Source organism: Corynebacterium sp. EPI-003-04-2554_SCH2473622 (genome assembly GCF_001665955.1).
Taxonomy (GTDB): domain Bacteria; phylum Actinomycetota; class Actinomycetes; order Mycobacteriales; family Mycobacteriaceae; genus Corynebacterium; species Corynebacterium pseudodiphtheriticum.
Genome location: NZ_LZMN01000072.1, coordinates 36,300 through 52,095, shown reverse-complemented (window position 1 = coordinate 52,095; position 15,796 = coordinate 36,300). Strand labels below are relative to the sequence as shown.

General features: G+C 55.1%; 10 protein-coding genes. 7 read left to right on the top strand and 3 right to left on the bottom strand.

All coding sequences use genetic code 11. The annotated features are described in order from the left end of the window. Positions 1-14: 14 nt before the first annotated feature. Positions 15-1,394: a hypothetical protein gene (locus tag A5774_RS07965; RefSeq protein ID WP_064834235.1), complete on the bottom strand. Its 1,380-nt coding sequence runs from the start codon at positions 1,392-1,394 to the stop codon at positions 15-17. A gap of 17 nt (positions 1,395-1,411) precedes the next feature. Next, on the bottom strand, positions 1,412-2,761 hold the full coding sequence (locus tag A5774_RS07960; RefSeq protein WP_064834234.1) for a DEAD/DEAH box helicase: 1,350 nt from the start codon (positions 2,759-2,761) through the stop codon (positions 1,412-1,414). A gap of 83 nt (positions 2,762-2,844) precedes the next feature. On the opposite strand from A5774_RS07960, the gene A5774_RS07955 reads away from it, so the two are divergent. The 7 genes from A5774_RS07955 (at position 2,845) to A5774_RS07925 (ending at position 14,878) form a co-directional block, all read left to right on the top strand. Further along, positions 2,845-3,072: a DUF3107 domain-containing protein gene (locus A5774_RS07955; protein WP_021353672.1), complete on the top strand. Its 228-nt coding sequence runs from the start codon at positions 2,845-2,847 to the stop codon at positions 3,070-3,072. Between the two features lie 146 nt (positions 3,073-3,218). Further along, positions 3,219-4,187 carry a DUF3152 domain-containing protein gene (locus tag A5774_RS07950; RefSeq protein WP_021353673.1) on the top strand — a complete coding sequence of 323 codons (969 nt, stop codon included), beginning with the start codon at positions 3,219-3,221 and terminating at the stop codon, positions 4,185-4,187. 110 nt (positions 4,188-4,297) lie between these two features. Next, a complete protein-coding gene (locus A5774_RS07945) occupies positions 4,298-4,951 on the top strand; it encodes a hypothetical protein (protein WP_231892390.1) in 654 nt (217 codons plus the stop codon). A 3-nt stretch (positions 4,952-4,954) separates the two neighbouring features. After that, positions 4,955-8,140, top strand: coding sequence for an ATP-dependent DNA helicase (locus A5774_RS07940; protein ID WP_082936164.1), 3,186 nt, complete (start codon positions 4,955-4,957; stop codon positions 8,138-8,140). Continuing rightward, positions 8,133-11,567 (top strand): UvrD-helicase domain-containing protein, encoded by a 3,435-nt coding sequence (locus A5774_RS07935; RefSeq protein ID WP_064834231.1) that lies wholly within the window; start codon positions 8,133-8,135, stop codon positions 11,565-11,567. The genes A5774_RS07940 and A5774_RS07935 overlap by 8 nt, the downstream gene beginning before the upstream one ends. Positions 11,568-11,576: 9 nt before the next feature. Continuing rightward, positions 11,577-12,818, top strand: coding sequence for a TrkA family potassium uptake protein (locus tag A5774_RS07930; RefSeq protein WP_027017981.1), 1,242 nt, complete (start codon positions 11,577-11,579; stop codon positions 12,816-12,818). An 11-nt stretch (positions 12,819-12,829) separates the two neighbouring features. Beyond that, positions 12,830-14,878, top strand: coding sequence for an ATP-dependent DNA helicase UvrD2 (locus A5774_RS07925; RefSeq protein WP_064834229.1), 2,049 nt, complete (start codon positions 12,830-12,832; stop codon positions 14,876-14,878). On the opposite strand, the gene A5774_RS07920 is transcribed toward A5774_RS07925, so the two are convergent. After that, positions 14,805-15,788, bottom strand: coding sequence for a hypothetical protein (locus A5774_RS07920; protein ID WP_064834227.1), 984 nt, complete (start codon positions 15,786-15,788; stop codon positions 14,805-14,807). The two genes, A5774_RS07925 and A5774_RS07920, sit on opposite strands and share 74 nt — an antisense overlap. Positions 15,789-15,796 lie beyond the last annotated feature (8 nt).

The following is a 15,796-nucleotide window of genomic DNA, read 5'->3' as shown; positions in this document are numbered from 1 at the left end:
ATCCCGCTGCGAAATTAGCGCAGAACCACCAACTCAGTTCCGCGCTTTTCGACGATATGCTCGCCAGCAACCGCAAGCGAGACAGGGCCACGGTAATCTCCGCGGTCTAACGGGATGGTGCGTTCAATTTCTCCGTTGTTCCAGTTAACAACGCTGATCCCAAATTCTGTTGGCACTAGCGCTTTGCCTTCCACCGCAACTCCGGTGCCTAGTGCCGCTTCAATAATATGCTCGACCGCTAGTTCATTTGGGGTGAAAAAATACAGGCGGTGGCCATCGAACCAGGTCATGTGGTGTGGCAGATCTGCGGTCGCTGGGACGGTGAAGTTTCCCAAATCTGCTGCTTCGACTACACGACGCTGGCTCGTGCGGGTTCCGTCGGTATTAAAAGACATCAGTTCTGGTTGCTCGCCGGGGAGATAGACGGCTGCAGCATCTTGTCCTATAGCAACGACATGCGCGCCTGGGTGGTCTAAGCCAATACTGGAATTGACCTCCGGCACTCGCGAATCTTCTGGCGTGGCTTCCTGCAGCCGTAACACGCTGTGTTGGGGGTCGTCGGGACAGTGTTCAACGACTGCAAGCAATTCTGTACGAGTTAAGGCTGAATGGATGGAACAATTTGCGTTTGGTTGGCTGTTTGGTTCTTGCGGGGCTTCCACAGAACCGTATTCCACCGTGCGAACCAAATCCGAGCGCCACAGTTCTATGCGTTGCGCAGAGACTATCCCGACTCGATCATTGGACTGGACCCCACCGACAACATCCGGTGCTACGGCCGAGCGGGTGGCATCATATTGTCCGGTAGCGGCATCCAAAGCAATGACATCGCCGCACCCGGCAGCAGTACGGTAGGTGAGCACGACACTATCCCATGCACTACCGATGCTGCAGAGTGGATACTCGCGGGAATATTCCCAATGCGGTGTCGCTTCTGTATGGGGCGTTTCCTCGCTGGACGCAGTAGCCTGGGCAATTTCGGCGCTCCGAATAGCGCCAGATTGCGGCCCGTCGGCAAGAGATTCTGGGGCATAAGCACGCACCCGGTGCATGCCATCGTGTTCGTCGTATGTGATGAGTAATCCCGCTGCCACTATTGGTGGTTGTGCCGGGCTAGTCGCGGGATCTGCACCAGGAAACTGCTCCGAGTGTAGTCGGCCAATTTCGGTAAATTCTTTCGGGATCTCGCTGCGTGGTTCCGGAGCGGCGTAGGCCTGTTCGGCGAGAACTAACTCGCTGTTGCGGATCGATGCACCGGAATACACGATTGACACGGCAAGCACCGCGATGGTGGCGACGGCCGCCATGACGGTGAGATCTGTGCGTGTGCGCCGTAGTGGTGCCGAAAATGGCACTGTACCGGTGCGGGTATCGATGGTTGGTTTTGGGGCCATGTTCTCTCGCCTTGTCACTAGCGCTTCGGCTTCTGCCGCGGGCCGCGAGAGTCACCGGTGCGCTTTTTCCGGTGCCTATCCGGATCCACGCCAATGACCTGGGTGGCTGGACCCACGCGGTTGCTGATGTCGGAGGGCAGGTCGAACGCGTCGGCAAGTTCAGTGGAGGTAGAAAACCATTCCGGTGGGGTTGGCTGGCCTAACGCTAGTTCGTCGTTAATCACGCGCCATTTGGATATTTCTTCCAAGCCGACGAGAGTAACTGCGGTGCCGGTCTTTCCCGCGCGCCCGGTACGGCCAATGCGGTGGACAAACGTCATGGCGTCGTCGGGAAGATGATAATTAATTACGTGGGTGATCGAATCAATATCGATTCCGCGAGCGGCAACGTCGGTAGCGACTAAAACGTCGACGCTATGCGCGCGTAAAGCAGCTAAGGCTTTTTCGCGCTGCGCCTGGTTAAGATCACCGTGTACTGCAGCAACCCGGAAACCCAGCTCGGATAAATCATTTGCCAGGAAGGCAGCCGATCGCTTCGTGCGGGTGAACACCACCGCTTGTTCCCGGCCCGGACTTTGCAGGATCCGAGAAACCACCGCGAGCTTATCCAACTGGTGGGCTTGGAAAACCACCTGTCGGGTGCTCGTGTGGGTAGCGCTTGCCGACGGATCTTCAGCATGAATATGGATCGGCTTGTGCTGGAATTTCCGAGTTAATGCCTTGATTTGGCCAGGCATGGTGGCAGAAAACAGCATAGTGTGCACCCGTCGTGCGGGGGTTTCAGCTGGCGCCTTTGGCTGTAAAGCCTGGAAAATTCGCTCGATATCCGGCAAAAATCCTAAATCCAGCATCTCGTCGGCTTCGTCAAGCACACAGATTGCTACGCGACCCAGCTGCAGATAACCCCGTTGATGCAGGTCAAGCACACGCCCTGGTGTGCCGACGACTACATCAACGCCGTTTTCTATTTGTTCGACCTGTTTTTCGATCGATGCCCCACCGTAAATCGTCAATGTGCGTACTGGTGTGTAGCGGCTGGCGCGGGACAGATCCGCGCCGACCTGGCTTGCCAGCTCGCGTGTTGGGACGATCACCAGTGCACGGGGAGTGCCGTCGAGTTCGGGGATGTCTGCGTCATCGAAGACGCGGTCGAGCAGTGGGATTCCAAAACCTAGGGTCTTGCCCATGCCGGTGCGAGCTTGCCCAATCAGATCTTTGCCATCGAGTGCGAGGGGCAAGCTGAGTTCTTGGATAGCGAAGGTGTGGTGGATGCCGTCGTCGGCAAGCGCCTCGCAGATTTCCGCTGCCACGCCTAATTCTGCGAACGTTGGCGTGGCGGGCGGGGTAGATACATTGCGGGAAGACACACCTTGATACTAACCGTTGCGGCTAGTCCGGCATAGAAACCGCACCGATACAGAATTTTGAGAACTTGACTAGAATATGGGATATGAATATCAAAATTGGTCTGATTGAATCTCCACGTGAGCTAGTTATCAACTCTGAGCTGTCGCATGACGAGGCCGTGAAGCTCGTCAAGGATGTACTGGGCAAAGCTGATGATGTCGTTGAGCTTGCGGACGCGAAAGGTCGCAAGTACCTGGTGCGTACCAACGCAATCGCTTATGTGGAAGTTGGTAGCAGTGAGCAGCCAATTGTCGGTTTCGGCGGCGCCTAAGCCTGGGCGTCGAATATTTCTCGCCGGGCCCTAGGAAAGCTGAAGAAGCTGAAGAACCTGAGGAAGCTAAGGAATTGGGCGCTGCAGTTCGGGCGCTGCAGTTCAGGCAGAACCCAAGGGCCCGGGATAGGCTCCGATAGCGAATTATGAAAAACCAGGTAGTGCAATTTGTCGAGAATTATGGCTGGCGGCGCGCGGTGGTTATTCCCGTGCTGCTGGTTTTAACCGCTGCTGTGCTCGTGCAAATCGCCAGTGGCGACAGTAGCGATTCTGCTCAGTCTGGCGGTGCACATGCGGATTCGTCCGCGGAACACCATCGTGGTGGCAGCGCTCATGACAGGCACGGTGGGCACGATGACCCGGAAAGTGAACTTGGGTTAGGGCCTGATCCGGGTTCGGCAGCGCGAGCGGAGCTGGGATTACGTGATTTGCCTGCGGGTGGGATTTATTCCGCCAATGGTATGGGCGAATTCCGTGCTATTGGAACCCCAGGGATGGAAGCCGGACTGGGAACCGAAAAGACGATTCGCTATACGGTGGAAGTAGAAAAAGGTCTGGACACCGTACCCTATGGCGGTGATGATGCCGTTGCGCGTTTGGTTGATGCAACATTGTCTGATCCGCGTGGGTGGACTTACGATCCAGCTTTTAAATTTGTTCATGTTGGTGCGGAGGAAAATCCTGACACCCGGATTTTATTGGCTTCGGTGACTACCACCGCTGATATGTGTGGGGTAGACCTGGAATTAGAAACCTCGTGCCATACGACGATCACGGGTGGTTCCACGGTACTGCTCAACGAGTCACGCTGGGTTCGTGGGGCTACTCCTTTTCAAGGTGATCTGGGTGCTTACCGCCAGTATTTGATCAATCACGAAGTCGGGCATGCGATCGGCTATCCGCACCACCAGGCTTGCACAGGCGATGGGAATCTTGCGCCGGTGATGATGCAGCAAACGATCAGCCTGCAAAATTCTGAACTTTTTCAGCTGAATCCGGATGAGGTTTATCCGGATAATCCTGATACGTGCCGGCCAAACCCATGGCCGTACCCGCGCCCGCTTCCTAACGGCGCGGCACTCCATGCTCTGCACGAACCGGAGAAAGAGGCCTAAATACAGCCATGCCAGTGCCACCTAATCACGTTTGCGAAGCATTTCAGACGCCGAAAGAAGTCCCAGCTCCGTTGGGGCATGCTTGGGATAACGGAACAAAAATTGGGGACATGGCGCTTTCGCAAGCCACCCCGACTGCATTGTGGTCGGCCAAGGTGCGAGCCGGTTTATCTGTGGAAGGAGCGCGCATTGCTCGGCCGATTTTGTCTACTGATGGGCGCTACACAGTGGCTGGCTGGAAAGCTAGTGCCTGGAGCCAAGGAGACCTGGCGCGGCGGGTTGATGAAATTGCATTGTTAGCACTGAAGTTGGCCGATAGTTTGGCTTCTGTGCCTGCACCAACCGCGCAGCGGGATGATGTTTTTGCTCGCGCCGAAGCCGCCGCGTGGCAAGAAACTGGGGAAGCCTATCGGAGCCTGGCTCCGGATACTGAGCTCTGCGTCGGGCATGCTGATTTATTGGCCTCTACGATTTTCCATCACCTCTTGCCACCGACCATTGTGGATCTCGTGCCGACGGCAGCTCTGCGTCCGCGGGGCTATACCTGTGCGCTGGTAATTGTTGACGGCATGATCGCCGGAGCGGTTGATGATTCTATTTGTGATCGCTTTGCGCATATTCGCGACATCGATCAATTGCTTTTGCGTGCGGTGGCTTATCGTCGGCACGTGAATAACCTGCACCCCGAGGCGAAAGCAAACACACGTTCGCATATTAACCGGGTCGAAGACCTTCTCGTGTCACGGGCGTATGCCATGCTGTAGTACATGAGGAGAATGCATCCGAACCCGGAAGTCAGGCTGGTATCTCACACCCGACAAGTTCAACAACGACAATGGCCTGTAGAGCTGCCTGCAGCCGGGGTCTGGAAAATCACTGGTCCAGCGGGTTCCGGTGTCTCATCTTTTTTGATCGATACCACTGTGGAACGAGTGGAACAGTGCTTAGCAGAAGGCAAAGACCCTTCTGGCATTGTGGTGATCGCACCATCGAAAGAATCGGGCGCCCGGCTGCGGCGGGAATTATCGGAGAAAGTCTCGCAATATTATTCGCAGGGGCCATTGGTTCGTTCTATCCACTCGGTAGCTTTTGGTTTGTTGCGCCTGGTTACTGATTTACCCCTACGGCTAATCAGTGGCGCTGAACAAGACGCGATGATGCGTGAGATCCTGCGCCTGCAAGCGCAGGAATACTCCGCGGCCGCTGCCGGAAGCGAGTCTGAGCTTGCTGTAAGTTCAGTAGATTGGCCCGTCGATGTGCGACCCGCCCTGAGCTATCTTGGTTTTGGCCGACAGCTACGGGATTTTTTGTTGCGGGCAGTAGAACGTGGAGTATCAGCGCAGCAACTGGAAGATTTGGGCCGGGAATTTCAGCGTCCGATGTGGACGGCTGCCGCGCAATTTTTGCGGGAATACACGCAAATGATGGAGCTAGAGGGCACCTACCGGTATTCGGCCGCGGAGTTGATGGCTGAGGTCTCGCGTAATTTAGATGAGATTCGGGAGCTCAGTCCATGGCATACCATTATCGTTGACGATGCCCAGTTACTTGATCCCACTGCTGGTCGCTTGGTGCAAACACTGATTGATGGTTGCGATCTTGCTGTTGTCGGCGGTAATAGAGAGCATGCAATCTTTCATTTCCGCGGTGCGAGCAGTGAATTTTTTGACCAGTTGTCGGCGGACCAGTCGGTGGAATTACGAGACATGCACCGCAGCCCGCAGCGGCGGGCTTTAGTGGCAGATTCCGGGACGGAAAACAGCGCTGCGGTGGTGGATGCGGTGCGGCGTCGTCATCTCGATGATGGCATCTCTTGGTCAGATATCGCTGTAGTGGTGCGCTCTTCCGCGGATATGGCAGGCATTCGACGGTCGTTATTGGCGGCTGGGGTGCCGGTGTATATCAGCCCCACCGATACCGTGTTGGCAGAACAACCCGTCGTTGCACACCTGTTACTAGGAATTAGGGCGCTGCAGGAAGATCTGAGCCGTGCAGAGATGGAAAAGCTGGTGCTTGGCCCGGTGGGCGGAGCAGATCCGGTTACTTTGCGTCGGCTGATACGTGGGTTGCGTCGTTTCAACCCGGAGCGACGCGGCATTGATAGCTTGGTGCATTTGCTGAGCACTGACGAAGCTTTACCTGATTTTGCCGAACTGCTTACAGAACGCGAAATTGATATTTTGGTGCGCATTCGTGGCGTAATTCAAGCTGGCAGAGAAGCACTGCAGGGCGGTAGCGTTGAAGACGTCCTGTGGGCAGTATGGGATGCCACAGAGCTATCTAGCCGTATGGCAGCGACTGCATTGCGTGGTGGAGCAGCCGGTTCGCAGGCAGACCGGGACTTGGATGCGGTGATGACACTGTTCGATACCGCGGGCGATTTTGTAGAACGCCGCCCGGACGCATCCGTAGAAACCTTCGTGCAGCATATTGTGGAACAAGAACTGCCTACTGGTGTGCGTGAGCGACGTGGCTCGCGCACAGATTCCGTGGAAATCGTCAGCGCACACGGGACAATCGGTCGTGAATGGGATACCGTCGTGGTCAGCGGTGTACAAGAAGGAAATTGGCCAGATCTTTCAGAGACCGGATCGCTGTTCGGCCAGGAAGATTTGGTGGATTTCCTGGATGACGGCATCGCTCCCGACGAATATGTTTCACATGCCACAGACCGTTTGGGTGAAGAACGTCGTCTTTTCCGAGTAGCCACCAGTCGTGCTCGCGCGCTGCAAATCGTGACAGCGGTATACGCACCACATGCCGACGAAATTATTGAACCGTCCCGGTTTTTTCATGCTTGGTGCCTGAAATTTGATTTGGAACCAGAGCGGATAGTCTCGGCTGCTACCGCACAAGATCAGGAGGAGGCACTAAAGCGAGCAGCTGCTGCAGCTAAGGAGCCTTATGATGCAGAATCCGGTGCCGATACTGCAGGCGAGACGCACACCGGCGGGCTGACAGTACCTCGGGTATTGTCCGTATCGGCTCTGGTTGCTGAATTACGTCGCGTTGTGTGTTCTCCAAACTCCGGGGAACAAGAAACCCAACAAGCAGCAAGGCAACTAGCGCGTATGGCGAAAGCGGGAGTTCCTGGTGCAGACCCGGCACAGTGGTGGGCAGCCACCGAGACCGTTGCTGGGGAAGTGCCAAAACCCGAGAGAACCCGATTGTCACCGTCACGGATCCGTGGGCTGCTGGATTGCCCGATGCGGGAGGTCGTCGAAAAGCTGGGTGATTCCACCTCCACCGATGCCATGCGACAGGGCACATTGGTCCACGCTTATTTCGAAGCACTCGGGCGCGGGGTCGACCCTGAATGGGCACAGATAAAAACAGAAGCCGCATATCAAGAGACTTACCGTGGTCCTATATGGCGCCAAGCTGCCGAGAAGGCTCGATTTACGCAACTACTCGAACGCAGCAAAGCGTGGATAGTGAGCACACGTGATGCATTGGAATACGTAGGAAGCGAAGTTGATGTTTTTGTTGAAATTATGCCGGGAATTTCCATCGGTGGCCGCATCGATCGTTTAGAGAAAGACGAGGCAGGCAACTACGTGATTGTGGACTTGAAAACTTCGTCGTCCTCGGCAATGCCGAGTTTTCACGAAACCGCGAGAAATCCCCAGCTAAGCGCGTACCAGCTCGCGTTGAGTAAGGGAAAGCTGATCACGGATCAGAAGCAAGAAGTGCGTGTGGTTACCGGTGACGGGGTCGAGATTGGTATGGCGATGCTGCTCTACCCGATGGGACGGGCGAAAGCTGCCGGTACGCGGGAACAACCACGCCTGGACGAAGAACAATTACAAGAGTTTCAGGCACAGCTACCACCTTTGGTTGAGGAATTATCCGGGCCGACGGTCACAGCAAGGCCCGGGGAGCATTGTGACTTTTGCTCACTGCGTCCAGTTTGTCCAGCACAGGGAGAAGGGGAAGTGATCACCAATGTCTAATGCGACGCACACTGGGCACAAACATTCCGGGATCGTCAGCCCGCAGCTGTTGTCGGAGATCTTGGGACAACGCTTTGCTCCGACAGAGCAACAAGCCGAAATTATTGGTGCAGAACCTGGACCACTGTTGGTGGTGGCTGGCGCCGGTGCCGGAAAAACTGAGACCATGGCAGCTCGCGTGGTCTGGTTGGTCGCCAACCGCTACGCCTTGCCCGAGGAAGTGCTTGGTCTTACGTTCACACGCAAAGCATCACAAGAGTTAGCTAAACGTATTCGCGACCGGTTACAGGTGCTGCGTGATTCCCCACGCTTGCCAGAAATAGATCCGGATGGGAGCTTGCGTGCGAATCTGGAAACCATTGCGCCACGGGTGTCTACCTATGACTCTTATGCAGGGGATTTGGTGCGTGAATATGGTCTTTTGCTGCCGGTCGAGCCTACTTCCCGGCTGATTACTCGTGCACATTTGGTCTCCATCGCACAATCCGTGGTGCGTAACTATGAGGGAAAATTAGAGACCGATAAAAAAGAATCCAGCATCGTTACGGAATTGCTGGATTTATTTGAACGCATGGCGAATAATCTGAGCTTCGCCGATGATTTCCGCGAATGTGCGCGCGCTTTCGCTGAGGTGGAATATTTGCCGCGAGCACCACGGCAGCGGAAAGACCTCAATAAAGATGTCCAAAACTGGGTTGACCGCCAGCAACTGCGCATCGATTATTTGCCGATGATCGAGCAACTCGAACGCGAACTCATAGAGCGTAATGCAGTCACCTTTACCCAACAGATGTCCGCTGCGGCACAGTTAGCCCAACAACATCCGTCAGTAGGCGTTTCACAACGACGGCAGACGAAGGTAGTCATGCTCGATGAATACCAAGACACTTCGCATGCCCAACGGGTCCTTTTGCGCAACTTGTTCGGTAATACCCCACACGAAGGATTGACGGTAACTGCAGTCGGTGACCCTATGCAGGCAATCTATGGTTGGCGTGGAGCCACCTCGGAAAACCTGGCACAGTTCCCTCAGGATTTCCCAGTTGGAGCTGAGGGAGACCAGCCTGCTCCCAGCAAAGAACTCACCATTTCCTGGCGCAACCCGTCCACCGTGTTAGACATTGCCAATACAGTGTCCCATGCCGTGTTGGGAACAGGCCCAGATCGCCCTGTCGCCCCGCTGGAACCACGCGCCGGGGCGGGAACCGGAGAGGTGAGTTTTGGGTATTGGCCGAATGCGGAGGAAGAAGTTTCGTGGGTTGCTGGAAACCTGCACCAGAAATACCAGCAATACTTGGAACGAAACGAGCATGACCCACATGCTCGTTTCAGCGCCGCAGTACTTGTGCGGAAGAATAAGCAATCAGGGGTCATTGCAGAAGCTTTAGAAGAACGAGGTGTTCCGTATGAGGTAGTTGGCCTGGGCGGCCTATTAGAAATCCCGGAAGTTGCAGACATGATGGCGATCGCAACGATGCTGGTGCGGCCAGATGATTGGACAGCAGCATTGCGCATCGTCTCTGGACCTGCGGTGGGGTTGGGGATGGTCGATATCAAAGCCTTGGCTGCTCGTGCGAAAAACTTGGCTGGTCGTTTGCGACAACCAGAGGAGTCTACTTCGGGCATTGCCGAGCAAGCAGAGAAGTCTAGCGACATGCAAGCAGTAGATGAACCACAGTTGCCGGAAGACATACTGGAAGCACAATTAGCGCAAGCCCTAGCGGAAGAAGCCGATCACACAGTTGGCCTGACTGACGCGATTGCAGATCTCGGTGAGCCGGAACGCTATTCCGCAGAGGGATTAGAACGCATAGCTGAATTGTCCTCGAAGCTTCGTTATTTGCGCACCTATTGTCTGGGCAAGCCGTTGAGTGATTTATTCGCTGACATCATTGATACCTTCCATCTCCGTACGGAAGTGCTCACACACCGGCGTGCGGGGGCAGTGCACTTGGACAGAGCCTTAGAAGCCATTGCTGAATTTGACGGTGAACCCCTCGCAGCTTGGCTTGATTATGCTGAGCTAGCGCGGGAACACGAAGATTCGTTAGCATCGGGTGAGACACCGAAGGCAAACAATCGGGTACAGATTATGACTGCGCATAAGTCGAAAGGCCTGGAGTTTTCTTCGGTGTATGTGTGTCACGCTGATTCCAGCACCTACAAGGCGCAAACTCGTACGTTTTTGACTGATGCTGCGCGTACTCCACATCATGATTGGCCGCAACTATTCGAAGCCGAAGATCGTAAAGAATTCCAGAACAACGGTGAGGCATTTGTTGCTGCGCAAAAAGGAGTGGATGCGGAAGAAAATTCCCGTTTATTTTACGTAGCATTAACGCGGGCTGAAGATGAACTGGTGGTCACAGGGTCGGAGAAGGACCCGTATGAGCACTTTGCAGAGATGCATCGCTATGCCCAGCAGCGTGCAGAAGAAGCCGAGCGGAAGGCAGAACAGCCACCAATCACGATTGTGCATTGGCAGCTTGACGACGACGCCGATGAACTTCGGGACGTGACGGACGCTAAGGTTGCCACAGAGATGGGAGAAACCGTACTGCTCGATAGGGCGACTCCTAATGAAGAGCGTGTCGAAGAAGTTCTAACCGGGTTCACTGCACAATTTCCGTCAGTACGCCCTCGGGAGGAAGTTCGGCGTGGCGCTGAGCTAGTGCAACAAGCAATGGGAAGCCTAGGAACTGATGAAGAAACCCCGGCACTAGGCGGTGAGTTGTTCTCGTTGTGGGAACGCGAAGCCACCGCGCTTATTGAAGAACACCGTGCGCTTTCTGCACCCATCGTTGATGTAGAAATACCAGGTGAGCTTACTGCGTCCGAGTTGGTTGCTTTGCGTGATAATCCGACTCAATTCGCTCGGAGACAACGTCGCCCGGTTCCGTTTAAGCCAAATGCTTATGCCAAGCGAGGTACAGCATTCCACCAATGGATCGAAGATCGCTATGGCGCCAACGCGATCTTGGATGAGACGGAGCTGCCCGGTAGTGAAGAAAACGTGGAAGCAGACTTCGACAAATTGAAAGATGCTTTCCTTGCTAGCGCCTGGGCGGATAGAACCCCGACGAATGTTGAGCAAGGCTTCGAATTTAGCTTGGGAAGTTCCGTCGTCCGCGGCCGTATGGATGCTGTCTTCGATTTGGGAGATGAATGGATGGTGGTCGACTGGAAAACCGGCAGGCCACCGCAAGGCGAGCAGATGCGTTCGGCGGTTATTCAGTTGGCGGTCTATCGTGAAGCATGGCAGCGCCTCAGTGGCACCGAAAAACCGGTACGTGCGGCGTTCCACTACATCATGGATAATTACACTTTCGAACCCAAGCAACTCCCAGATGCTGGACAGCTTGCGAGCATGCTGCAGCGCGAGAATGGGGCAGGAACTGCTGGGCACAGTGATAATAAAGGAAACTAGAACACAGCAATGCGCGGAAGAATCAGAGCGAAGCTGCGGCGATTTGAGCTGACTTCGCTGCCGAATTATGCCTTAGAGGATGTCATTCATATCCCCGAAGGCATGCGAACGCACCCATTTTTTCTGATCTTGCGCCGGTTCATGCTGGCAGCAGCTATCGTCACAGGTGTCGCTGCTGTTGTCTATATCGGACAAGATGGTTACAACGAAAAACTCAATCTCATTGATGCGTTGTACTATTCGACTATTTCGCTGACAACGACCGGCTACGGCGATATTGTTCCTGTCACCACCGGTGCCCGCTTAACCAATATCCTTTTGGTTACCCCAGCCCGGTTAATGTTCCTAATTTTGCTCGTCGGCACAACCTTGTCTGTGCTGACGGAGCGCTCACGCAAAACGTTCCAGATTCAGCAATGGAGAAAACACGTGCACGATCACACAATCATCATCGGTTTTGGTACTAAGGGGCAATCCGCGATGCAGGCGTTGCTCGATGACGGTACCGATGTGCGCAATATTGTGGTTGTGGACCCAGAGCGTGCCTGCCTGCGCGTAGCAGAAGCACAAGAAGTGGTGACTGTACAAGGCTCAGGGACAAAGTCGGATGTCTTGAAAATCGCTGGTATCGAACGTGCGAAAAACGTCGTTGTGGCCACCAATAGTGACGACACTAATGTCTTGGCCACTTTGTCGGCACGAGAAATGAATAAAAAGGCAAAGATTTCCGCTGCAGTGCGGGAGGTAGAAAACCGGCACCTCCTTTTGCAATCTGGCGCAAATTCCACTGTGGTTTCCTCAGAAACCGCCGGCCGTTTGTTGGGCTTGTCGACGTCCACGCCATCGGTGGTGAAAATGATGGATGATCTGCTTTCGCCCTCGGAAGGCTTCTCGGTCGCAGAGCGCCCGGTTGCTAGCTATGAGGTTGGTGCCAATCCCCGGCATTTATCGGATATTGTGCTCAGCGTGATTCGTAATGATCGGGTTTACCGTGTGGATATGGATGAAACCCTGGAGCTACGTGCACAAGACCGCCTGCTGTACATCCGCAAAAGCGATGAGACAGAACGGAAGAAGCAGAACGAAAAACGCGAGATGGAACGTCTTGGAGGTAAAGCCAAGCAAGTGAAAGATAAATCGCACCGGGAATCTAAGAGTCGAGAAGTGACTGATACCTCCGGGGACTGCCACGGTCGCCATATTGATGAGCAACGTGAGCTGAAAAGCAAAGAATCCGGTGGAAACGAATAGGGGTTTAGCCAATGGTGAATCTGGATGTGTTGGATGACGATCAGCGTGCGGCTGCTACGGCACCGCGGGGTCCGGTTGCGATCATTGCTGGCGCCGGCACTGGTAAAACTCGAACCATCACGTACCGGATTGCGCACCTGATTGATCAAGGCTTTGCCACCACTAACAGCGTGCTGGCTTTGACTTATACTTCCCGCGCGGCCGGTGAGATGCGTGATCGCCTTGCCAGTATGAATATTGGGGGAGTCCAGGCGATGACTTTCCACGCCGCGGCTCGGCGTCAGTTGCGCTATTTCTGGCCACAAATCGCCGGTGATGTGAAATGGAAACTTCTGGACAGCGCCTTTCCCGTTGTTGCTCGCGCCGCACGCTCGGTAACGAATACCCCAAGCAAAGACACTATCCGCGACTTGCTCAACGAGATCGAGTGGGCGAAGTCCAGCCTGTTGGGTGCGGATGGCTATGCCGCATACGTTGACAGCATTGACCGCACTCCACCGCTGCCCGCGGAACAAGTGGCGGAGGTGTACCGGCGCTACGAGCAGCTGAAAACCAGCGACGAAGGCATGCACCTGGATTTTTCGGATCTGCTACTGCACGTTGCCGGCGCCATGGAAAATGCTCCAGCCGTGGCCGAAGAGTTCCGGCAGCGTTACCGCACTTTTGTCGTTGATGAATATCAGGACGTTACGCCGTTGCAGCAGCGGGTATTGGAAGGTTGGTTAGGCGATCGAGACGACCTCACCGTCGTTGGTGATGCGAACCAGACTATTTATTCATTTACCGGCGCCACGCCACAGTATCTGCTGGATTTTTCGCGGCATTTCCCCAACGCGCACGTCGTTAAGCTGCAAAGAGACTATCGTTCCACCCCGCAGGTCACTACTTTGGCAAATCAGGTGATTGGTGCAGCGAAAGGCCGGATCGCTGGCACACGCCTGGAGTTACAAGGTATGCGTGAACCCGGCCCAGAGCCGATATTTCGTGAATTCGAGTCTGACCCAGCGGAAGCCCGTGAGATTGCTGGGCAGATCCTCACGTTGCTAGACCAAGGTGTCCCAGCTAAAGAAATCGCTGTGCTGTATCGCATCAATGCCCAGTCCGCGGTGCTGGAGCAAGCCCTTGCCGACGCCGGCATTGCGTACCAAGTTCGCGGTGGCACGAGCTTTTTCGAAAATCGCGTGATCGTTGATGCCATGCAGCAGCTAATTCGTGCCAACCTGCAAAACGATCTGCCACCGGACCCTGTTGCTATTGCGCGGGCGGCGTTGGCGCCACTGGGCTATTCGACGCAAGAACCCGATGGCGCACAAGAGCGTGAGCGTTGGCAATTGCTCCGTGCTTTGGTTGACCTGGTGGAAGATATCGTGCAGCTGCGGAACACGGACTCTTTAGAAGTCGTATTGGGTGAGCTGCGCCGCCGAGCCGCGGATAAACAACCTCCGGCCGTCGACAGCGTGACGTTGGTGACCTTGCACGCGGCGAAAGGACTGGAATGGGATGCCGTCTTTTTGGCGGGCCTTACCGAAGGATTATTGCCGTTTCGCTACGCGATTGATGCCGGTGATGAACAGATTGAGGAAGAACGGCGCCTGTTTTATGTTGGTATTACCCGTGCACGGAAACACCTGGCATTGTCCTGGGCGCCTGCCCGGCAAGAAGGTGGCCGCGCAAGCCGCAAACGAACCAGGTTTCTGGATGGTCTAGTCGCGCAGAGTACCCGTGAGGAGCCGTCGGCGGCTCGGGTGCGGAAGACGAAAAAGTGCCGGGTGTGTAGGGAAGCTTTGACCACCCCGGGCGAGAAAGTCGTGGGTAGGCATGCAGAGTGTGAATCGCCTGGAAACGAAGACCTCTTTGGCCAGCTGCGGGGCTGGCGGGCTCGGGTAGCCAGGGAAGAACAGGTCCCGGCGTATATTATTTTTTCCGATGCGACTTTGCAGGCAATAAGTGAAGCATTGCCGACCACGGTGGATGAGCTTTATGCGATCAGCGGAATAGGCCAGAAAAAGGCGGAACTGTTTGGGCAGGATTTGCTCGATATCGTCCGTCAGTATGCATAAAACATTCTGGGCAACGTGGATGGTTATCAACGATGCGCTGTTGCGGGCGGGCATAGGGATCTAATTCGTAGAGCTGGCCGGGATGAATCCTGTGTGGAGAAGCCCCGGGTGGTGGGCTGAGCTCGTAGAAGCTCTCCAAAGTCACGATAACGTGTGCGACCGTGGAATGCGCAGCTGCAGTGGGGAAGTGCTGCATACTGCCGTCGGCGATTTTCTTTCCTTTGTTTGCTTTGCTGCCTGGTGACGCTGTGCTGCCCGGACTTGTCTGATGTGACCGCAGACCTTGGGTTGCAGCGTGCCACGTGGGGTCGCGGTCGGTGCGATGCAACTCCATGCATAGTGGGCACGGACCCATCGCGTTGATATGAATAGGGCCGACGACACCAGTGGCATCGATTAACGAGACAGGAATCCAGGTACGAGCCATTGCTAACAATAGCGGTGCCATAGTGGTGGTCTCTGCTAACCGGTCAACCACGAGCACTGGAACATTGTTGTCTTGGGCGTTTTGCATGCTGAGATAGGTTTCTTCTGGTTCGCCTGGCAAAGGCGAGCGCACCAGAAAGTCGGCATCAGTTAGTGCGTTGCGCAGCATTGTTGCCAAAAACCCGGTACCGAGGACAATTACTGGCCGGGATAGCGCTGGACGAATGATGCCGTAGGCCAGCAAATCGTCAAATAAACTGTGCGCCGCAGGTTGGGTTAATCCAGCGCTGTGGCTGGCGATGGAAAAATCCTTACGATTAAACAGACGCGGAAGTTCATGCAAGCTTGTGGCTAATGTCTCTGGCCGTGTGGTTTCGATGATGCCCACGCGGGTGGAATCCACCCCAAACTGTAGGCAATTTTCATCACGTTGGACAACGCGCACACCGGGCGCGAAGTAAAACCGGTGTTGCTCGTCTCCCATACAATCCC